This window comes from Caballeronia grimmiae (assembly GCF_000698555.1).
Lineage (GTDB): Bacteria > Pseudomonadota > Gammaproteobacteria > Burkholderiales > Burkholderiaceae > Caballeronia > Caballeronia grimmiae.
On the sequence record NZ_JFHE01000001.1, the window covers coordinates 88,746 to 109,183 of the forward strand.

Below are 20,438 nucleotides of genomic sequence, written 5' to 3' on the forward strand. Positions count from 1 at the left end.
ATCAGTTGAAGTCGTTTTCCAGAAACGGGGCGCTCTTGACTGCGCGATCGAGCGCGACGAGCGTCTCGAGCAACGCTTCCATGCGATGCAGCGGCACCGCGTTAGGACCGTCCGACTTCGCGCACGCGGGGTCCGGATGCGTCTCCATGAAGAGCCCCGCGACGCCCGTGGCCACCGCCGCACGCGCCAGCACCGGCACGAACTCGCGCTGGCCGCCGGAACTCGTGCCCTGCCCGCCCGGCAACTGCACGGAATGCGTCGCGTCGAACACGACGGGCGCATTGGTTTCGCGCATGATCGCGAGCGAGCGCATGTCGGACACGAGGTTGTTATAACCGAACGACACGCCGCGCTCGCACGCCATGAAGCGATCGTCGGAGAGACCTGCTTCGCGTGCCGCGTCGCGCGCCTTGTCGATCACGTTTTTCATGTCGTGCGGCGCGAGAAACTGGCCCTTCTTGATGTTGACCGGCTTGCCCGAACGCGCGCACGCGTGAATGAAGTCGGTCTGGCGGCACAGGAACGCGGGCGTTTGCAGCACGTCCACCACCGATGCCACCGCTTCGATCTCGTCTTCGGTGTGGACGTCCGTGAGAACGGGCACGCCGAGCTGCTTCTTCACTTCGCCGAGGATACGCAAGCCTTCATCCATGCCGGGACCGCGATACGACTTGCCCGAACTGCGGTTCGCCTTGTCGAAGGACGACTTGTAGATGAACGGAATGCCGAGCTTGCCGGTGATTTCCTTCAGCCGGCCCGCGACGTCGATCGTCATTTGCTCCGATTCGACGACGCACGTGCCTGCGATCAGAAAGAACGGCTGGTCGAGCCCCGCTTCGAAATGACACAGCTTCATGCCTGCGCTCCTGCCGTTGCGGCGACGCGCGCGCCACCCTCTGCGCCGCCCGCTGCGAGCGCGTGCGTGCGCGCCGCTTCGACGAACGCCTTGAAGAGCGGATGTCCATCCCGAGGCGTCGAGGTGAACTCCGGGTGAAACTGAACGCCGACGAACCACGGATGCAGCGAGTGCGGCAACTCCATCATTTCTGGCAGATCTTCGCTCGGCGTGCGCGCGCTGATGATAAGCCCGCCCGCTTCGAGTTGCGGCACGAAACGGTTATTCACTTCATAACGGTGACGATGACGCTCGTTCACGTCCGTGCCGTAGATGCGCTCGGCCATCGTGCCGGGCTTGATCGGGCACTTCTGGGAACCGAGGCGCATGGTGCCGCCCAGGTCCGATTCTTCGCTGCGCTTTTCGACGCGGCCCGCACGGTCGTACCACTCGGTGATGAGCGCGACGACCGGGTTCGTGGTGTTGGAATCAAACTCGGTGCTGTTCGCATCGGCGAGGCCGGCGACGTCGCGGGCGAACTCGATGACCGCGAGCTGCATGCCGAGGCAGATGCCGAGATACGGCGTCTTCGATTCGCGCGCATAGCGGATGGCCTTGATCTTGCCTTCCGTGCCGCGACGGCCGAACCCGCCCGGCACCAGCACGGCGTCGAGGTGTTCCAGCGCGCCCGTGCCTTCGGCTTCGATCTGCTCGGAATCCAGATATTCGATGTTGACCTTCGTCGACGTATGTATGGCCGCGTGGCGCAGCGCCTCGATCAGCGACTTGTACGACTCGGTCAGTTCGACATACTTGCCGACCATGCCGATGGTCACTTCGTTCTTCGGGTTCTCGAGCTTCTCGACGAGGTCCGACCACATCTTCAGATCGGCCGGCGGCGGCGAGAGCTTCAGTTCTTCGCAGACGATGTCGTCGAGATGCTGGTCGTTGAGCATCTTCGGAATCTTGTAGATGCTGTCCGCGTCCCACACGGAAATGACCGCGTCTTCCTGCACGTTCGAGAACAGCGAAATCTTCTGGCGCTCGTCGTCCGGAATCGGGCGATCCGCGCGGCACAGCAGCACGTTCGGATAGATACCGATTTCACGCAGCTTTTGCACGCTGTGCTGCGTCGGCTTGGTCTTGAGCTCCCCCGCCGTGGCGATGAACGGCACGAGCGTCAGGTGCACGAAGCACGCGCTGTTGCGGCCCATGCGCAGGCTCATCTGACGCGCGGCTTCGAGGAACGGCAGCGATTCGATATCGCCCACCGTGCCGCCGATTTCGACGATCGCGACATCCGGCTGACCGCACGTGGCCGCAGCCGCGCCGCGCTCGACGAACGCCTGAATCTCATTGGTGATGTGCGGGATGACCTGCACCGTCTTGCCGAGATACTCGCCGCGGCGTTCCTTACGGATCACCGATTCGTAGATCTGGCCCGTGGTGAAGTTATTGGCCTTGCGCATCTTCGTGCTGATGAAGCGCTCGTAATGGCCGAGGTCGAGGTCGGTCTCCGCGCCGTCTTCCGTGACGAATACCTCACCGTGTTGAAACGGGGACATCGTGCCGGGGTCGACGTTGATGTAGGGATCGAGCTTGAGGAGAGTGACTTTCAGACCGCGCGATTCGAGGATCGCGGCGAGGGAGGCGGCGGCAATACCCTTGCCGAGGGAAGAAACTACGCCGCCGGTGACGAATACATATTTGGTCATCGCTAGATGCTCGCGGGAAAAACGGATTATACCGTAAAGGCCGCGCGCGACCCAACGCGCGCGCCGCCGAAATCCGCCTTGCGCGCCCTGCTTTTGACGCCATTTATCGCGGTCGTTTCGTTCTTGCGACGCCTCTATCGCACCATTGCGGTGAGGAGCCGCCGTACCGCGCGCGCCGTCTCGATGGGTCGTTCCATCGGAAAGAGATGGCTGCCTTCCATCCACTCGAAGTGCGCGCCCGCGATGCGCCGCGTCATCGCGAGTCCGACCTGCCGCACTTCCGTCGATTGCGTGCCCGCGATGAACCCGACCGGCACCGGCGCGCCGTGTGCGAGCCGCGCGCCGAGCGTATGCGGCAACGTGCGATAGATCAGATATTCGATGTGCCGGTCGAAGGCAAGCGTGCGGGTGCCGTCGGCGTACGCCGGGATGCCGAACTCGATGTAATCCGACAGCATCCGCTCGTCCCAGCGCGCGAACGCGGGTTTCGCGCGGAAATGGCGCCAGGCCTCGTCGCGGCTCGCCCAGCGCGTGCGGCGTTTGCGCGTCGCGGCGGCGGGAGACAGGCGTTCATCGAGCCCCGTGCGTTGCATGACGCGCAAGAGACCGCTGCGCCAGCCCGCGATGACCGGCGAATCCAGCATGACCACGCCCTTCACCCACTGCGGCCGCCTCAATGCCGCCATCAGCGACAGATAGCCGCCGAGCGAATGCCCGACCAGCCACACTTTCGGATGCGCGCCGCCCGCGTCATCCCGATGGCGGCTCATGTCGTCGATGAGTTCATCGACGAGATTCGGCCAGTCACGCGTGACCGGAAAGCGCGGATCGTGGCCGTATCGTTCGATGCTGCGAATCTCGTAATCGTCGGCGAGTTCGGCGAATACCGTGCGATACGTCGACGCCGGAAAGCCGTTCGCGTGCGAGAAATGGATGATGTCCTTCAAGCGCTTCCTTGTCAGTGGTCCATCCAGTAGCGCGCATGCGTTTGCCGGAAGCGTTCGAGCACGATGTCCGGCCCGGCGTCGATGCGCGCCGCGCCGTCTTCGTCGCTGCGCGACAGCGCGATGCCGCGCATCCGGTAGCGCGCATACACCGTCGGGTTCGGATGATGAAAACGGTTGCGATAGCCTACCTGAAATACCGCGGCGAGCGGCTCGACGGAATCGAGGAAAGGCTCGGTCGACGACGTGCGGCTGCCGTGATGCGGGACGATCAGGACATCGGCGCGCAACGCGGACCGGTCGCGGGCGATGAGCGTGCGCTCAACGTCGGCCTCGATGTCGGCGGTGAGGAGCGCGCTGCGCCCCGCTGCGTTCGTGACCTTCAGCACGCACGCTTGATGGTTCGGCTTGCCCGTCAGCGGGCCGGGGCCCGGCCATAGGATGCGGAAATCGACGCCGTCCCATGTCCAGTGCTGTCCCGCCGCGCATCGCAGCGTGTCGCTGCCGCGCTTGCGGGCGTTCGACCACAACGCGTCGCCGGCCGGAAGCGATGCCAGCAGTTGACGCACGCCGACCGTTTGCAGCACGGCGGGCGCGCCGCCGGCGTGATCGGAATCCGAATGGCTGATGACGAGCGCATCGAGCGCACGCGTGCCGGTGGCGAGCAGATACGGCGCGACGATACGCTCGCCCGCATGCGTCGATTCGGGGCCGGGACCGGCGTCGAACAGCAGCGCGTGTTTCGCCGTCTCGACGACGAGCGCCGAACCTTGTCTGATATCCAGCGCCGTGATGCGAAACGCGTCATGCGGGATCGGGTGCGGCGCAGGAGCGACAAGCGGCAGCCAGGTCAGCGGCGCGGCGAAGCGCAACGGCCACCCGCGTGGGGCGAGCGCCCACGCGGCGCCCGCCAGCGCGGCCGCGAGAGCGAACGGTTGCGGCTGCGGCAGGCGCCAGAGGGAGCATGCCGCGCCCGCATCGGCGAGACGCGTCAGGGCGTCGCAGAGAACGGAAAGCGCGGCATGCGCGATGTGGAATGCGGGGGCATCGACGGGCGCGGGCAGCACGAGACCGGCGAGCGTCGCGGGCGTGACGACGAAGCTGATCCACGGAATCGCGAAGGCGTTGGCGAGCGGCCCGGTGAGCGGGATCTGTGAGAACCAGTATGCGGTCAGCGGCGCAAGTGCGAGCGTCACCGCATATTGAACGCGGGCGCTCGATTCGATGTGCGCGCGCAGCTTCCAAGCGGCACGGCGCGATGCCGCTGTCATTCGGCGCGCGAGACTCGTCGAACTCGATGCAGCCGCCTTCGTGTCTTCATTGCTCGCGGCGGCAAGTTCGTCCGGCAGAACCGGATCGCGCGCTTCCATCCCGGCTAACCAGTCGTCGTTATCGGCTGGCGCTTTCTTGGCGCGGCGTCCAGCCGACGCAATCGCGTGCAGGATTGCAGCCACCGCGCAAAACGACAGCCAGAATCCCGGCGATGTGACCGCCCACGGATCGGCAAGCAGCACGATCGCGAGCGCCCACGCGAGCACGAGCGACGATGCCGGCCTTCGTCCAAACACGAAGGCGACGGCGAATACCGTCAGCATCCACAACGTGCGCTGCGCCGGCACGTTGAACCCGGCGAGCGCGGCATATATCGCCGCGAAAGACGCCGCGCCGAGCGCCGCGACTTTCGGCGTCGCAATCATGAGCGGCCCGCCCACGCCACGCACCGTGATGCGCCTCCAGACGAAGCCGCAAGCCAGTGCCGCCAGTCCCGCGACGAAGCCGATATGCAGCCCCGAGATCGCCACGAGGTGACTCGTGCCGGTTGCACGCATGATGGCCCAGTCGTCATCGCTGACGGATTCCTGCGCGCCCACCGCAAGCGCGACGATGATGCCGCGATGCGGCGCATCGCCGAGCACCATCTCGATGCGATGGCGGATCTGGTCGCGCCATCGGTCGATGGCGAGTCGTGGGCCGATCGCATCGCGTTCGAGGCGACGAGGCGCGCGCGCCAGCGATACCGTTCCCGTCGCCCGAATGCCGCGCTCGAGCAAGCCGACCTCGCCATCGCGCAGCGAGAAGTTCGCGTTCGCATGCGGGCGTTTGAGCCGCGCACTCAGCGTCCATCGCTGACCGGCATGCAGCGCAGGAGCGGCAAGCGGCGCCACCGGAACCCAAAGCAGCCTCACGATCCTCGGGAAGTCGCGCAGCTTCGCACCGTTCGCTTCGACTTCGAACAGAAACCGCGTGCCTTGCGCCTGCGGCTCCGGCAAGCCGCGCACGAAGCCGGTCAGTTCGATATCGCGCTGTTCGTACTCGACCGGCAGATGCGGCCGCAAACGAATCTCGGCGCGCACAGCCGCATACGCGAAGCCCGCGACGGCCGCCGCGAGCACGAACACGCCGATCCCGAACCGTCGCCGCGCGATCCAACCCACGCCCAGCGCGATGCAGAAAGCAACGGAACAGATCATCAAGCCCGGCAATTGCGCCTGCTGCTGCAGCCACCAGACGCCCAACGCAAAACCCAGCAACATCGCACGCACACGCTTCCTCTTCCGTCGTCGACGCGAACGCATTCCATCCGGACAACATCAGTCATCCGAATCAAATGAACCTGCGAACGATTATGAAGAAGCGAGCGCCAGCCGGGGCAGCGCCGCGTGCGCGTTAGCCGTTGTGCCTAGGGAAAGCGCGTGTTCGTCGATGCCGCGCAACTCCGCCAGCACCTTCGCGATGCCCGCGACCTGATCCGGCGTATTGCGGCCCTTGTAGCGCCATGCCGGCGCGATATCGGGCGCATCGGTTTCCAGCACGATCGCGTCGAGCGGAAGTTCGGCGGCGAGCCGGCGAATCTGGCGCGCACGCTCGAACGTCAGATTGCCGCCGAAGCCAAGCCGCATGCCTTGCGCGATGAACGCATCGGCCTGCTGAAAGCTGCCGTTGAATGCGTGTGCAATGCCGCAGTGAATTTGATTGACGCGCAAGCCCTTCAGCACCTTGTCCTGAGACTTGCGCACGTGGCAGATCACCGGCAATCCGAACTCGCGCGCCAGTTTCAGTTGCGCGTCGTAGAAGAACTGCTGGCGGGCATCGTCGAGCGTCGGGACGAAATAATCCAGCCCGATCTCGCCAATGCCGACGAACAGCGGATCGTCCAGGCTCGCCTCAATCTGCTCGCGCAGCACGCGCAGATCGTCGTCGGTGGCGCGCGGCGTGAACAGCGGATGAATGCCGAGCGCATACGCCCCGCCCGCGATGCGATGCGCGAGCTTGCGCACCGTGTCGAAGTTAGCGCGTTCGACGCCCGGAATCACGATCCGCTTCACGCTGGCATCGAGCGCCGCGCGCGCGACGTCGTCGCGGTCCGCGTCGAACTCCGAGGCATCGAGATGGCAGTGCGTATCGATCCACATGGCGCTCTCCGCGATTTCCGCCGTTCAGACCGGCACGGACGGCTCTTCGTGCAACACGCCGTCGCGCAGCCGCATGATGCGGTCGCAACGCGCGGCAAGGTCGGCATCGTGCGTGACGATCACGAAGCTCGTCTCCAGCGTCTGCGACAGCTCGAGCATCAGGTTGAAGACGGTATCGGCCGTGCCGCCATCGAGATTGCCGGTCGGTTCGTCGGCGAGCACGCACGCCGGACGCGTGACGAGCGCACGCGCAATGGCCACCCGCTGCCGCTCGCCGCCCGACAGCTCGCCCGGCCGATGCTTCGCGCGATGCCCGATGCCCACGCGCTCGAGCATCCCCATCGCTTCCTGGCGCGCGGCCTCCTCGGGCATGCGGCGGATGCGCAGCGGCATCGCGACGTTATCCAGCGCGGTGAATTCCGGCAGCAAATGATGGAACTGATAGACGAAGCCGAGCGCGCGATTGCGCAGGTCGTTGCGTTCCTTTTCCTTGAGTTCGGTGAACGGCTTGCCGAGCAGGGACACCTTGCCCGCGCTCGGTTCGTCGAGCCCGCCGAGCACATGCAGCAGCGTGCTTTTGCCCGAGCCGGACGCGCCGACGATCGCGAGTTTCTCGCCGCGCCGCACATCGAGTTGCGCGTTGTCGAGCACCTGCACGTTGAAGCCGCCCTGCACGAAGGTCTTCGAAATCGCCGACGCGCGCAGCACGATATTGTTGTCTGGAATCATGTCACTCATAACGCAGCGCCTCCGCCGGACGCACCTTCGCACCGCGCCAGCTCGGATAGAGCGTGGCCAGCGACGACAACAGGAACGCGATCACGCCGATCTTCGCGACATCGGCCGGCACGAGTTCGGACGGCAGTTCGCTGATGAAATAGACCGAAGGCGGCAGGAACTGCACGCCGATCAAATGCTCGATCATCGGCACGAGCCACGGAATGCTCCACGCGATCAGACAGCCGAGCGATACGCCGAGCGCCGTGCCGATGAAGCCGATCGTCACGCCCTGCACGACGAATATTTTCATGATGGAACCCGGCTGTGCGCCGAGCGTGCGCAGGATCGCGATATCGGCCTGCTTGTCGGTGACGGTCATCACGAGCGACGAAACGAGATTGAACGCCGCCACCGCGATGATCAGCGTCAGGATGATGAACATCATGCGCTTCTCGATCTGCACGGCGGAGAACCATGTCTTGTTTTGCTGCGTCCAGTCGCGGATATACAGATCGCCGGACAGCGTATGCGACAGTTGCCGCGCGACTTCGGGCGCGCGCTGCATGTCCTTCAGGCGCAGGCGCACGCCGGTCGGCGCGGGCAGGCGAAAGAGCGCCTGGGCATCGCGGATGGCGATCAGCGCGAGCGTCGAATCGTATTCATAGTGCCCCGACTCGAAGATGCCGACGACCGTGAACTGCTTGAGCCGCGGCATCATGCCGGCGGGCGTGATGGTACCTTCGGGCGCGACGAGCGTGATCTTGTCGCCGGTCATCACGCCGAGGTTCGTCGCCAGATCGCGGCCGAGTACGATGCCGAATCCGCCCGGCACGAGATCCGCGAGCTTGCCCGCGCGCATCTCCTTGCCGATGTCCGACACTTGCGGCTCCAGCGACGGCTCCACGCCTCGCAGCGCGACGCCGCTCACCGCGCCCTGGCGCGTCAGAAGCGCCTGCGCTTCGACATAGGGCGCAGCGCCGGTCACTTCGGGATTGCGGCGCGCTTCCTGCGCGGTGAGTTGCCAGTTGGGCATCGAACCGGTCGGCGAAAAGATCTCGACGTGGGCGAGCACCGAGAGCATGCGGTCGCGCACTTCTTTCTGGAAGCCGTTCATGACCGACAACACGACGATCAGCGCGGCGACGCCGAGCGCGATGCCCGCCATCGACACCAGTGCGATGAAGGAGATGAAGCCGTTGCCTGTGGTGCGTTTGCTGGCGCGCGTGTAGCGCCAGCCAATCTGCCATTCGTACGGAAGTTTCAAGCGAATCCTTGTGTCTGCTGTTGCTGCGTTGGTCTTGCGTCCCGCTTTGCCCGGCTGGCCCGCGTCGATGCGACGCGAGGTCTGCGCCGCGAAATTTGCGAAAGTTTGCCATAGGTGGCGCGAGCGCCGTAACAAGCGGGCGCTGGCGTCGGCCATTCAGCGGTGTGCGAAACGGCCTGTCGGCGGGCATTTCGACCGGTCATCAGACGCTTCCACCGATGCGCGGGACATCGGCGCATGCCCTACAATGCCGACCATCATGCCCGTTCCCGACCTTCACCTTCTGCTGCCGTTCGCGCTGCCCTCGGCGGCGGACGCCGCCACCGCGTTGCACGGACTGGAGAGCGCGGCGCTCGACAAGCTGCTCGCCCGCGCCACGCTCGAAGAACGCGTGATCGGAGAAGACTTTCAGCGCACGCTGCCGCACGAACGCTGGATCGCGCAACGCTTCGGCGTGGTCACGCCGAGCGCCGGCCAGCGCCACGCCGACGACGCCCCGCTCGCCCCGTTCATGCTCCTCGCCGATGGCGGCACGCCCGGCGATGCGCTGTGGGCCTGCATCGAGCCGGTTCATGTCCGGATCGCGCACGATCATCTCGTCCTGATCGATCCCGCCACGCTCGGCGTGCGCACCGAAGAAGCGCGCGCGTTGCTTCAGACGGCGCGGCCCGTTATCGAAGAGCTGGGCATCGCTTTGCAAGCGCCGACGCCGCTGCGCTGGTACGTGTCGGGCGAGGCGCTCGGCGCGCTTGCGAGTGCATCGCCGTTGCGCGCGACCGGACGCAACATCGAAATATGGCTGCCGCACGAAGCCCGCACGGGCGAACGCTCGCGCGCGTGGATGAAGCTGCAGAACGAAGTGCAGATGGCGTGGTTCGAGCATCCGCTGAACGTGGAGCGTGAATCGCATGGATTGCCCGCGATCAATTCGATCTGGCTGCACGCGCAAGGCGCGATGCGTCCCGTCCAGAGTCCGTTCGCGCGCGTGTTGTCGGATGCCGCCGCGACGCGCGGGCTTGCGAGCGCAGCGGGCATCGAACCGCACACGCCGCCGGAGAGCTTCGCTGCGCTGGCAAAAGCCAGGCATACGAACGCGGAAGGCGCGACGCTCGTCGAACTCGATCCGTTTTCCGCGCCGTTCATCGAACAGGATTGGGCGCGCTGGAATGCGTCGCTTCAGGCGCTCGAGAAGGACTGGTTCGCACCCGCGCTCGACGCGCTGTCGAACGGTTCGCTGAAGCGGCTCGGCATCACGCTTTGCGGCGATACCGGCTCGGTGACGCTTTCCATCACGCGTTCGGACTTGCGCAAATTCTGGCGTCGCAGGCCGATTGCGGCGCTTTTCATCGAATGAAGGCCCTAGCTGAATGACGCGAATCATCACGCGCGCTTCCTCCCCCGCCGACGCCGAAGCGCTGATGCGCCACGGCCTGCATCCCGTGATCGCGCGGCTCTACGCGGCGCGCGGCGTGACGTCGCCGGATGAGGTCGAGACAGAGTTCAAGCGCCTCCACGCGCCCGTCGGCCTGAAGGGTTGCGACGATGCCGCCGTCGTGCTCGCCGATGCGCTCGCCGCGGGCAAGCGCATGCTCGTCGTCGCCGATTACGACTGCGACGGCGCGACCGCCTGCGCCGTGGCTGTGCGCGGCTTGCGGATGTTCGGCGCGACCGTCGACTATCTGGTGCCGAACCGCTTCGAATACGGCTACGGACTGACGCCCGAGATCGTCGAACTCGCCGGGCGCTCGCCGCTCGCCCCGCCCGATCTGCTGATTACCGTCGATAACGGCATCGCCAGCGTGGAAGGCGTCGCGGCGGCGAACGCGCTCGGCATCGACGTGCTCGTGACCGATCATCACCTTCCCGGCGACGAATTGCCCGCCGCTCGCGCGATCGTCAATCCGAATCAGCCGGGCTGCGGATTTCCGAGCAAATGCATTGCGGGCGTGGGCGTGATGTTTTACGTGCTGCTCGCGCTGAGGGCCGAACTGCGCCGGCGCGGCGCCTACGAGAATGCGCCCGAACCGCGTCTGGACGGCCTGCTCGATCTCGTCGCGCTGGGCACGGTCGCGGACGTCGTGAAGCTCGATGCGAATAACCGCATCCTCGTCGCGCAGGGCCTCAAGCGGATTCGCGCGGGCCGCATGCAGCCGGGCATCGCGGCGCTTTTCCGCGCGGCAGCCCGCGATGCGCGCGCCGCATCGGGCTTCGATCTGGGCTTTGCGCTGGGGCCGCGGCTGAACGCGGCGGGCCGGCTGTCGGACATGTCCCTCGGCATCGAATGCTTGACGACCGACGACATCGGCCGTGCATGGGAGCTCGCGCAGCAACTCGATTCGATGAACCGCGAGCGGCGCGAAATCGAAGCCGGCATGCAGCAGCAGGCACTCGCGGAACTGCAAAGTTTCGAGCCGGGCGAGCGTGCGACGCTCACCCTCTTCGATCCGGGCTGGCATCAGGGCGTGATCGGCATCGTCGCGGGACGGCTGAAGGAGCGCTTTCACCGGCCGTCGTTCACGTTCGCGCACGCCGACGACGCCGGCACGCTGTCCAAAGGCTCCGGCCGCTCCATTCCGGGCTTCCATCTGCGCGATGCCGTCGATCTGATCAGCAAGCGCGAGCCCGGCCTCATCCACAAGTTCGGCGGCCACGCGATGGCGGCGGGCCTCACGCTCGCCACCACCGATATCGCGCGCTTCACGGACGCGTTCGAAGCGGTCGGGCGCGAATGGCTGACGGCCGAAGCGCTCGCGCGGACGATCGAGACGGATGGCGAATTGGAAGACGCGTACTTCACGCCGCAATTCGTCGAAATGCTCGACGCCGCCGTCTGGGGTCAGGGATTCCCGGCGCCGACTTTCTCGGGAGAGTTCGATGTCGCGTCACAGGCGCTCGTCAAGGAAAAGCATCTGAAGCTGTCACTCACGCGCGGACGGCAGCGCTTCAACGCGATCTGGTTCAATCATGTCGATCCGTTGCCGCCGCGTGCGACCGTCGCGTACCGGCTCGTCAGCGATTCGTGGAACGGCGTGGCGCGCGTGCAGTTGGTCGTGGAGCATGCGACATAATTTGGCGTGGCGGCAAGCCGTGGGGGGCGTCTGCCAGCCGATATAATGCCGCGACCCGAACCCGCGTTTCGGGCTTTTTGAAGGTGTGAGGCGACTGCGTTATGCATCCGTCGGCTCATGTTTATTAGAAGTACAAAACAAAAACAGTCGCGGATCATGAGTAACGAGAAAGTCGATTTAAGTCAGGTCACGCTGTGCGCCGTTGATTGCATCAATCCAGTCCTCGCAATAAGAGCGCTGCAGAATTCCCGAAGACACTGCCTCTTTGGCGAAACACTTTTGCTGACAGACCAGCACATCGAGTGCGATGCGCGAGTCGCTCTCATTGCCCCTATTCGCAGCAAGCAGGAATACAGTCAGTTCATTCTCAAAGAACTCGGCCAGTACATCACAACGCCCTGGGTGCTGCTCGTTCAGTGGGACGGTTATGTAGTCGCTCCGTCCGCCTGGACAGACGAATTCCTGGCTTACGACTATATCGGCGCGCGCTGGCCCTCTTACTCCGACGGCATGGCCGTCGGAAACGGCGGCTTCTCGCTCCGCTCGAAACGGCTTCTGAATGCGTTGTCGAGCGACAGCGGATTTACGCCCGACGCGACGACCGGCGAAGATGAACTGATCTGTCGCGCATTTCGCCCCGCCCTGGAGACGAACTATGGCATCCGCTTCGCACCTGAGGACGTGGCCGACCGTTTTTCCGTCGAGATCGCCCCGACACCCGGCCCGACCTTCGGCTTCCACGGGCTGTTCAACATGCATCGGCTTCCGGAAGACGACATCTTGTTCGTGACCGAACACGCGCATGAGCGCACGGTCTCCACGAGCGAGTTCATTGGCTTCTGGGCTCGTTGCTCCGCAGGGGGCCGCACCTCCGCGGCTAACCAGATCTACGACCGGATCCGAAAAGTGTTCAGTACGGCAATCATCGAGCATGTTCTTGCGAACAATGGCACCGCGGCGGCCGACGCTGCCGAGCAGGTGGCACGGGCCGAAGCGCTGTACATCGAGCGCCAGGCCGTGTCGAATCGCGATTAGCGCCTGACGCGCTCGCCCACTGATGTCGCGCAACGGGACGGCGGTGAGATAGCGCAGCGTCCGCCGCCACGCTGAAAAAGCGCTTCTCACCCTTTTTCCGTGGCGGCGCAACCGGTGCGGACGCGGGCTGGCCGACGCGAATAACGGTGTCAATCGGCTATAATTGCACCTTTTTACGAAGCCGAAGATCGACAATGGAAGCAGAACGTCTCAACGCGATCGAAAGCCTCCTGGCCGACCTGCGCCGCCGCGCGGACGAGCTACGGGGGTATCTTTGACTACGACGCCAAGTCCGCGCGTCTGATCGAAGTCAACAAGGAACTCGAAGACCCCAACGTCTGGAACGATTCGAAGAACGCCCAGGCGCTCGGCCGTGAGAAGAAGCTGCTCGACGGCGTGGTGACGACGCTCACCGCGCTCGGCAACGATCTTCGCGACGCGCAGGATCTCTTCGACATGGCGCGCGACGAGAGCGACGAAGACACGCTCGTCGCCTGCGAAGCCGACGCGGAAGCGCTCAAGGCGCGCGTCGAAGACATGGAGTTCCGCCGGATGTTCTCGAACCCGGCCGATCCGAACAACTGCTTCATCGACATTCAGGCTGGCGCGGGCGGCACCGAGGCGTGCGACTGGGCGTCCATGCTGCTGCGCCAGTACCTGCGCTACTGCGAGCGCAAGGGCTTCAAGACCGAAGTGCTCGAAGAATCCGAAGGCGATGTCGCCGGCATCAAGAGCGCGACAATCAAGGTCGAAGGCGAATACGCGTACGGCTATCTGCGCACCGAAACCGGCATTCACCGCCTCGTGCGCAAGTCGCCGTTCGATTCGTCGGGCGGCCGGCATACGTCGTTTTCGTCGGTGTTCGTGTATCCGGAAATCGACGATTCGATCGAGATCGAAATCAATCCCGCCGATATCCGCACGGACACGTATCGCGCATCCGGCGCGGGCGGCCAGCACATCAACAAGACGGACTCCGCCGTGCGTCTCACGCACGCGCCGACGGGCATCGTCGTGCAGTGCCAGAACGACCGCTCGCAGCACCGCAACCGCGCGGAAGCCATGCAGATGCTGAAGGCGCGTCTGTACGAATTCGAGATGCGCAAGCGCCAGGCCGAACAGGACAAGCTCGAATCGAGCAAGACCGACGTGGGCTGGGGCCATCAGATCCGCTCCTACGTGCTCGACCAGAGCCGCGTGAAGGACCTGCGCACCAGCGTGGAAATGAGCAACACGCGCGCCGTGCTCGACGGCGACCTCGACGACTTCATCAGCGCAAGCCTGAAACAGGGCGTCTAAACGGCCAGCGCGGGTATCAGCTTCGGTATCCGCGTTTTCGTTTCGACTCACCGCGCATCCGCCTCGCTTTAAAAGCCAAGAATCATCATGACCGAACCGACCCAGACGAGCGCCGCTCCCGAACTGGAAGACAACCAGATCATCGCCGAGCGCCGCGACAAGCTGCGCGCGCTGCGCGAGCAAGGCATCGCTTATCCGAACGACTTCCGCCCGACGCATCAGGCGGCCGCGCTGCAAAGCGAGTACGCCGGCACCGACAAGGAAGCGCTCGAAGCGAATCCCCTGCCCGTCGCGCTCGCCGGCCGCATGATGCTGAAGCGCGTGATGGGCAAGGCCAGCTTCGCGACGGTTCAGGACGGCAGCGGCCAGATTCAGTTCTTCGTGACGCCCGCCGATGTCGGCGCGGACGTGTACGAAGCGTTCAAGAAGTGGGACCTGGGCGACATCATCGCGGCGCGCGGCGTGTTGTTTCGCACGAACAAGGGCGAGCTGTCGGTGCGCTGCACGGAACTGCGGCTGCTGTCGAAGGCGCTGCGCCCGCTGCCTGACAAGTTCCACGGCCTCGCCGATCAGGAAATGCGCTATCGCCAGCGTTACGTCGATCTGATCGTCACGCCGGAATCGCGCAAGACGTTCATGGCGCGCACGAAAGCGGTCACGTCGATCCGCAATTTCATGGCGCAGGCGAACTTCATGGAAGTCGAAACGCCGATGCTGCACCCGATTCCGGGCGGCGCGGCGGCGAAGCCCTTCGTCACGCATCACAACGCGCTCGACATGCAGATGTTCCTGCGCATCGCGCCGGAGTTGTATCTGAAGCGGCTGATCGTCGGCGGCTTCGAGCGCGTGTTCGAGATCAATCGTAATTTCCGGAACGAAGGCGTATCGCCGCGTCACAATCCGGAATTCACGATGATGGAGTTCTACGCGGCGTTCACGGACTATCGCTGGCTGATGGACTTCACCGAGCAACTGATCCGCCAGGCCGCGATCGATGCGCTCGGCACTGCGACCATCACGTATCAGGGCCGCGAACTCGATTTCAGCAAGCCGTTCCATCGCCTGACTATCAATCAGGCGATCCAGAAGTACGCGCCGCAATACACCGACGAGCAGTTGAACGACGGCGTGTTCGTGCGCGCCGAACTGAAGAAGTTCGGTGTGGATACGGCGCAGCCCGCGTTTCTCAATGCCGGCATCGGCGCGCTGCAACTGGCGCTCTTCGAAGAGACGGCGGAATCGCAATTGTGGGAGCCGACGTACATCGTCGATTACCCGATCGAGGTGTCGCCGCTGGCGCGTGAGTCGGACAGCGTGCCGGGCATCACGGAGCGCTTCGAGCTGTTCATCACGGGGCGCGAGATTGCGAACGGTTTCTCGGAACTGAACGATCCGGAAGATCAGGCCGCGCGCTTCCAGAAGCAGGTCGACCAGAAAGACGCCGGCGACGAAGAAGCGATGTATTTCGACGCCGACTACATTCGCGCGCTCGAATACGGCATGCCGCCGACAGGCGGATGCGGGATCGGCATCGACCGGCTGGTGATGCTGCTGACCGACAGCCCGAGCATTCGCGATGTCATTCTATTCCCGCATTTGCGGCGGGAAGACTGAGCGGGAAGCTTGGTCGGTTGATGGTGAAAGCGCGTCCTTGGGGGCGCGCTTTTTTTTGCCATCTGGAGGTTTTTCAAGCGATGCCGTGCGGGGCGTTGAGAATGAATTTCGCGTCGCGGCAGGCTCGGTCGCCTTGCACGCGATTTCGCGCCCGTTCCAACTTGCAACGATGTAATTACAGACTTAGCCACATGCACAAAACCGTTGAGCATCGTGGCGGCGAAAAGATGCACCCCGCACGCGACCTGCGAATGGCAGTGCCCGCAAGGGCAACAGCGTCCACCGCGTCAGACCGAAAACCAAAAAACCGCGCGTCGTCGATTGAGCAAGCGGAACACCCTTTCCGCTCGCTTTGCAACCGGACCCCAAGCTCCGAAATCGTCGTCGCACACCGCCCCGCCTTTTTCCCGCACCGACGCCTGGCATCGGATGTGCTTCAGAGTAAGAAAAACAGTGGTCAAAACCAGCAAAGCTCTAGACGCAAGATCCCATCAGAATCGATCCGACTAGCACTTCGCCTCGAATGGAGGTTCAACCATGGATAACGGGACCAACAAGCTCGCGTCCTCCCCCTCTCCCGACGCCAGCCAGCCGCTGCCGCAGCAACGCCGTCTGCATCCACTCGTCGCGACGGCGGCGGGCGCGGTGATCGTCGCAAGTCTTGCCGCTACGGCAGCCATTACCGGCGTATTTCCCAGGGCGTCGAGCACGTCCGCGCAGAATCCGCAGACGCAGACGGCGGCCGTCGCGCAGCAGCAGGCAGTGACCCCCGCCACGCCTGCCGCCGCGCCCGCCCAACCGGTCGTGCAGCAACCCGCCCCGCAGCCCGTGCAACAGGCGCCTGTCCAGCCAGCGCCCGCGCAACCGTCCTATGCGCAACAACCGCCGCCGAAAGCGGCGTACTGCTCGACGTGCGGCACCGTCGAATCCATCTCCGCCGTGCGTCGCGAAGGACACGGCACGGGGATCGGTGCGGTCGGTGGCGCAGTGGCCGGGGGTGTCGTCGGCAACCAGTTCGGGCGTGGCGGCGGCCGGACCGCAATGACCCTGCTCGGCGCGCTCGGCGGCGGTCTCGCGGGCAATTCGGTGGAGAAGCACATTCGCAGCGAAACCGATTACTCGGTGCGCGTCAGAATGGAAAACGGCAAGACGCGTTATTTCACGTACAAGCAGCAGCCGCCGTTCGCGCAGGGCCAGCATGTGCGCGTACGCAACGGCGTGCTCGAAGCGAGTTGACCGATCGACGCGTCAGGCGAAAAAAAGGCGGTGGGTCTTGCGAGCCGCCGCCTTGTGCATCGAGTAACGCGCTTCAGTGATCCCGTTGCGAACTGCGCGCGGGATTCGGTTTGCCGCGTATCGCCATGTAGGCCCACCAGACGTAGCCGGACAATCCGTACAGCACGAAGAGGCAGAACAGCATCACAGGCGGATCGGACGATACGAGCACGAACGCCACCACGATCAGCAGCACGCCCGCGAACGGCACGCGATATCGCACGTCGAGCGCCTTGCCGCTGTAGAACGGTGCGTTCGATACCATCGTGACGCCCGCGTAGATCGTCAGCACGAACGCGACCCACGGCAGCCACACGAGCTTGAGCGGCACGCGGTTATCGGTGGCGAGCCACACGAAACCGGCGATCAGCGCAGCCGCCGCCGGCGACGGCAAACCCTGAAAATAGCGCTTGTCGACCACGCCGACGTTCGTGTTGAAGCGCGCGAGCCGCAACGCCGCGCCCGAGCAGTAGACGAACGCCGCGAGCCAGCCCCAGCGCCCGAGGTCCTTCAGCACCCATTCGTACATCACGAGCGCGGGCGCGACGCCGAACGACACCATGTCGGAGAGGCTGTCGAACTGCTCGCCGAACGCGCTTTGCGTATGCGTCATGCGGGCGACGCGGCCGTCCATGCCATCGAGGACCATCGCAACGAAAATGGCGATGGCCGCGATCTCGAAGCGCACGTTCATCGCCTGGACGACGGCGAAGAAGCCGCAAAAGAGCGCGGCCGTGGTGAACGCATTCGGCAGCAGATAAATGCCGCGCTTGCGCAGAAACTGCTGCCGCTTCGCGCGCCGCGTCTCCACGACGCCCACGTCCTGAATGGCCTTGTTGCGGCGGAACGCGCGCGGCGGCGTCGCGTTCGCGCGGTTACGGCGCGTCTTGAATGCCGCCATCGGACCCCCCGCGTTATTCCGCGAACTCGGCAAGGATGGTCGACGAGGCGGACACCTTCTCGCCGATCGACACGCGCGGCCGGCTTCCGACCGGCAGATACACATCGACGCGCGAGCCGAAACGAATGAAGCCGTAACGCTGGCCGCGCGTGAGCGGCTCGCCGGCGTGCACGTAGCAGAGAATGCGGCGCGCGATCAGACCCGCGATCTGCACCGACGTCACCGTATGCCCAGCCGCCGTGTGCAGGACGATCGCGTTGCGCTCGTTCTCGGTGGACGCCTTGTCGACGGCCGCATTCAGATACGCGCCGGGGAAATACTGAACCTTGCTGATCGCGCCGTCCACGGGCGAACGCTGCGAGTGCACGTTGAACACGTTCATGAACACGCTGATCTTGAGCGCTTCGCGTCCCGCGTACGGATCATGCGCCGTCTCGACCGCGACGATGCGCCCGTCCGCCGGACACAGCACCGCGTTCGGCTGAGTGGGAATGGGTCGCGGCGGATCGCGGAAGAACTGGACGACGAAGATCACGATCAGCCAGAAGATCCAGGCGAAGCCGAAGCCGCCGATCGCCTGCACGAGAATGGCAACGACGGCCGCGATGGCGATAAACGGCCAGCCTTCGCGGGCAATGATCGGATGAGGATAGTTCATGAACGTGTTCTGTGTTTTATAAAAACCGTAGGATAGCAAAAGCCGCCCGGCGCACAGCGGCTTCCGGGCGGCTTTTGATGCAGCAAGAACCGTGACGCGGGGTCACGCAGACACGTTTAGTTCTTCGACTGGTCGACGAGCTTGTTCTGCGCGATCCACGGCATCATCGCGCGAAGCTTCTCGCCCACTTGCTCGATCTGATGCTCGGCCGTCAGGCGGCGGCGCGATTGCAGCGTCGGCGCACCCGCGCGGTTCTCGATGATGAAGCTCTTCGCGTACTCGCCGGTCTGGATGTCCTTGAGCACGGCCTTCATCGCCTTCTTCGTCTCTTCCGTGACGATGCGCGGACCCGTCACGTACTCGCCGTACTCGGCGTTGTTCGAGATCGAGTAGTTCATGTTGGCGATGCCGCCTTCGTAGATCAGATCGACGATCAGCTTCAGTTCGTGCAGACACTCGAAGTACGCCATTTCCGGCGCGTAGCCCGCTTCGACCAGCGTTTCGAAGCCGGCCTTGATCAGGTCGACGGTGCCGCCGCACAGCACGGCCTGCTCGCCGAAGAGGTCCGTTTCGGTTTCTTCACGGAAGTTCGTTTCGATGATGCCGGCACGGCCGCCGCCGTTCGCCGCCGCATACGACAACGCCACGTCGCGCGCGGAGCCCGACTTGTCCTGCGCGACCGCGATCAGGTGCGGCACGCCGCCGCCCTGGCTGTACGTGTTGCGCACGGTGTGGCCCGGAGCCTTCGGCGCGATCATGATGACGTCCAGATCCGCACGCGGGATCACCTGGCCGTAGTGAACGTTGAAGCCGTGCGCGAATGCGAGCGCCGCGCCGTTCTTGGCGTTGGCGTGCACTTCGTTCTTGTACACCTCGGCGATCTGCTCGTCGGGCAGCAGCATCATGACGACATCGGCGCCCTTCACGGCTTCGGCCACTTCCTTCACCGGCAGGCCGGCGTTCTCGGCCTTGCTCCACGAAGCGCCGCCCTTGCGCAGGCCGACCGTCACGTTCACGCCGCTTTCCTTCAGGTTCAGCGCGTGTGCATGGCCTTGCGAGCCATAGCCGATGATGGTCACTTGCTTGCCCTTGATGAGGGAGAGGTCGGCGTCTTTGTCGTAGAAAACTTTCATGGTGGTTCCTTGAGTCCTGATGCGTGAATTGGTGTGCTTGTTTGCGCTGCTAACTGGATGGTCTGGCGGTCAGACCTTGAGGATGCGCTCGCCCCGGCCGATGCCGGAACTGCCCGTGCGAACCGTCTCGAGGATCGCCGTGGCGTCGAGCGCCTGGATGAACGCGTCGAGCTTGTCGGACGCGCCCGTCAGTTCCATGGTGTAGGTCTTCTCGGTCACGTCGATGATGCGGCCGCGGAAGATATCCGCCATCCGCTTCATTTCTTCGCGTTCCTTGCCGACCGCCCTTACCTTGATGAGCATCAGCTCGCGCTCGATGTGGGCGCCCTCTGTCAGGTCGACCACTTTCACCACCTCGATCAGGCGGTTCAGGTGCTTCGTGATCTGTTCGATCACGTCGTCCGAGCCAATGGAGACGATGGTGAGCCGCGACAGCGAACTGTCTTCGGTCGGGGCCACCGTCAGCGTTTCGATGTTATAGCCGCGCGCGGAAAAGAGCCCGACGACACGCGATAACGCGCCCGGCTCGTTTTCCAGCAGTACGGAGATGATGTGTTTCATGTG

Annotated in this window: 17 protein-coding genes; 6 read left to right on the forward strand and 11 right to left on the reverse strand. The window is 64.5% G+C overall.

The window, feature by feature from the left end; genetic code table 11:
- Position 1: 1 nt before the first annotated feature.
- From kdsA to BG57_RS00465, 7 genes are all read right to left on the reverse strand, one after another.
- The gene (gene kdsA, locus BG57_RS00435) at positions 2 to 856 is read right to left on the reverse strand and encodes a 3-deoxy-8-phosphooctulonate synthase (protein WP_035959442.1); all 855 of its coding nucleotides are present in this window, start codon (positions 854 to 856) and stop codon (positions 2 to 4) included.
- Positions 853 to 2,550, reverse strand: a complete 1,698-nt coding sequence (locus BG57_RS00440; RefSeq protein ID WP_035959443.1) for a CTP synthase — start codon at positions 2,548 to 2,550, stop codon at positions 853 to 855. The genes kdsA and BG57_RS00440 overlap by 4 nt, the downstream gene beginning before the upstream one ends.
- Before the next feature lie 134 nt (positions 2,551 to 2,684).
- A complete protein-coding gene (locus BG57_RS00445) occupies positions 2,685 to 3,497 on the reverse strand; it encodes an alpha/beta fold hydrolase (RefSeq protein ID WP_035959445.1) in 813 nt (270 codons plus the stop codon).
- A gap of 11 nt (positions 3,498 to 3,508) precedes the next feature.
- Positions 3,509 to 6,037, reverse strand: a complete 2,529-nt coding sequence (locus tag BG57_RS00450) for a ComEC/Rec2 family competence protein (RefSeq protein ID WP_035959446.1) — start codon at positions 6,035 to 6,037, stop codon at positions 3,509 to 3,511.
- Positions 6,038 to 6,118: 81 nt separating this feature from the next.
- Positions 6,119 to 6,907, reverse strand: coding sequence for a TatD family hydrolase (locus BG57_RS00455; RefSeq protein ID WP_035959447.1), 789 nt, complete (start codon positions 6,905 to 6,907; stop codon positions 6,119 to 6,121).
- 24 nt (positions 6,908 to 6,931) lie between these two features.
- On the reverse strand, positions 6,932 to 7,645 hold the full coding sequence (gene lolD / locus BG57_RS00460; RefSeq protein WP_035959448.1) for a lipoprotein-releasing ABC transporter ATP-binding protein LolD: 714 nt from the start codon (positions 7,643 to 7,645) through the stop codon (positions 6,932 to 6,934).
- Positions 7,638 to 8,891, reverse strand: coding sequence for a lipoprotein-releasing ABC transporter permease subunit (locus BG57_RS00465; RefSeq protein ID WP_035959825.1), 1,254 nt, complete (start codon positions 8,889 to 8,891; stop codon positions 7,638 to 7,640). Before BG57_RS00465 ends, lolD begins: the two co-directional genes overlap by 8 nt.
- Before the next feature lie 247 nt (positions 8,892 to 9,138).
- On the opposite strand from BG57_RS00465, the gene BG57_RS00470 reads away from it, so the two are divergent.
- From BG57_RS00470 to BG57_RS00500, 6 genes are all read left to right on the forward strand, one after another.
- Positions 9,139 to 10,245, forward strand: a complete 1,107-nt coding sequence (locus BG57_RS00470; protein WP_035959449.1) for a hypothetical protein — start codon at positions 9,139 to 9,141, stop codon at positions 10,243 to 10,245.
- 13 nt (positions 10,246 to 10,258) lie between these two features.
- The gene (gene recJ, locus BG57_RS00475; RefSeq protein ID WP_035959450.1) at positions 10,259 to 11,959 is read left to right on the forward strand and encodes a single-stranded-DNA-specific exonuclease RecJ; all 1,701 of its coding nucleotides are present in this window, start codon (positions 10,259 to 10,261) and stop codon (positions 11,957 to 11,959) included.
- A gap of 156 nt (positions 11,960 to 12,115) precedes the next feature.
- Positions 12,116 to 12,994, forward strand: coding sequence for a DUF5672 family protein (locus BG57_RS31080; protein WP_152562470.1), 879 nt, complete (start codon positions 12,116 to 12,118; stop codon positions 12,992 to 12,994).
- Between the two features lie 194 nt (positions 12,995 to 13,188).
- A protein-coding gene (prfB, locus tag BG57_RS00490; protein WP_174447175.1) for a peptide chain release factor 2 occupies positions 13,189 to 14,293 on the forward strand; the annotation gives its coding sequence in 2 pieces (ribosomal slippage) (positions 13,189 to 13,260 and positions 13,262 to 14,293; 1,104 coding nt in all).
- 87 nt (positions 14,294 to 14,380) lie between these two features.
- Positions 14,381 to 15,907 (forward strand): lysine--tRNA ligase, encoded by a 1,527-nt coding sequence (gene lysS / locus BG57_RS00495; protein WP_035959453.1) that lies wholly within the window; start codon positions 14,381 to 14,383, stop codon positions 15,905 to 15,907.
- A gap of 537 nt (positions 15,908 to 16,444) precedes the next feature.
- Entirely contained in the window at positions 16,445 to 17,143 is a 699-nt protein-coding gene (locus BG57_RS00500; protein WP_035959454.1) for a glycine zipper 2TM domain-containing protein, read from the forward strand.
- 73 nt (positions 17,144 to 17,216) lie between these two features.
- Here the strand turns inward: BG57_RS00500 and pssA are convergent, their stop codons facing one another.
- The 4 genes from pssA to ilvN form a co-directional block, all read right to left on the reverse strand.
- Complete coding sequence (pssA, locus tag BG57_RS00505; protein ID WP_035959456.1) at positions 17,217 to 18,083, reverse strand: CDP-diacylglycerol--serine O-phosphatidyltransferase; 867 nt, start codon at positions 18,081 to 18,083, stop codon at positions 17,217 to 17,219.
- 13 nt (positions 18,084 to 18,096) lie between these two features.
- Positions 18,097 to 18,741: a phosphatidylserine decarboxylase gene (locus BG57_RS00510; RefSeq protein ID WP_035959457.1), complete on the reverse strand. Its 645-nt coding sequence runs from the start codon at positions 18,739 to 18,741 to the stop codon at positions 18,097 to 18,099.
- Positions 18,742 to 18,857: 116 nt separating this feature from the next.
- Positions 18,858 to 19,874 carry a ketol-acid reductoisomerase gene (ilvC, locus tag BG57_RS00515; protein ID WP_035959458.1) on the reverse strand — a complete coding sequence of 339 codons (1,017 nt, stop codon included), beginning with the start codon at positions 19,872 to 19,874 and terminating at the stop codon, positions 18,858 to 18,860.
- Positions 19,875 to 19,943: 69 nt separating this feature from the next.
- The gene (gene ilvN / locus BG57_RS00520) at positions 19,944 to 20,435 is read right to left on the reverse strand and encodes an acetolactate synthase small subunit (protein ID WP_008341906.1); all 492 of its coding nucleotides are present in this window, start codon (positions 20,433 to 20,435) and stop codon (positions 19,944 to 19,946) included.
- Positions 20,436 to 20,438: the final 3 nt, after the last annotated feature.

What these genes read in the sequence shown, in the direction of transcription:
- recJ (WP_035959450.1), top strand. Translation starts at nt 10,259, where the DNA reads ATGACGCGAATCATCACGCGCGCTTCCTCCCCCGCCGACGCCGAAGCG.
- BG57_RS00470 (WP_035959449.1), top strand. Translation starts at nt 9,139, where the DNA reads ATGCCGACCATCATGCCCGTTCCCGACCTTCACCTTCTGCTGCCGTTC.
- BG57_RS00500 (WP_035959454.1), top strand. Translation starts at nt 16,445, where the DNA reads ATGGATAACGGGACCAACAAGCTCGCGTCCTCCCCCTCTCCCGACGCC.
- BG57_RS00440 (WP_035959443.1), bottom strand. Translation starts at nt 2,550, where the DNA reads ATGACCAAATATGTATTCGTCACCGGCGGCGTAGTTTCTTCCCTCGGC.
- ilvN (WP_008341906.1), bottom strand. Translation starts at nt 20,435, where the DNA reads ATGAAACACATCATCTCCGTACTGCTGGAAAACGAGCCGGGCGCGTTA.
- lysS (WP_035959453.1), top strand. Translation starts at nt 14,381, where the DNA reads ATGACCGAACCGACCCAGACGAGCGCCGCTCCCGAACTGGAAGACAAC.
- pssA (WP_035959456.1), bottom strand. Translation starts at nt 18,083, where the DNA reads ATGGCGGCATTCAAGACGCGCCGTAACCGCGCGAACGCGACGCCGCCG.
- ilvC (WP_035959458.1), bottom strand. Translation starts at nt 19,874, where the DNA reads ATGAAAGTTTTCTACGACAAAGACGCCGACCTCTCCCTCATCAAGGGC.
- lolD (WP_035959448.1), bottom strand. Translation starts at nt 7,645, where the DNA reads ATGAGTGACATGATTCCAGACAACAATATCGTGCTGCGCGCGTCGGCG.
- BG57_RS31080 (WP_152562470.1), top strand. Translation starts at nt 12,116, where the DNA reads ATGAGTAACGAGAAAGTCGATTTAAGTCAGGTCACGCTGTGCGCCGTT.
- kdsA (WP_035959442.1), bottom strand. Translation starts at nt 856, where the DNA reads ATGAAGCTGTGTCATTTCGAAGCGGGGCTCGACCAGCCGTTCTTTCTG.
- BG57_RS00455 (WP_035959447.1), bottom strand. Translation starts at nt 6,907, where the DNA reads ATGTGGATCGATACGCACTGCCATCTCGATGCCTCGGAGTTCGACGCG.
- BG57_RS00510 (WP_035959457.1), bottom strand. Translation starts at nt 18,741, where the DNA reads ATGAACTATCCTCATCCGATCATTGCCCGCGAAGGCTGGCCGTTTATC.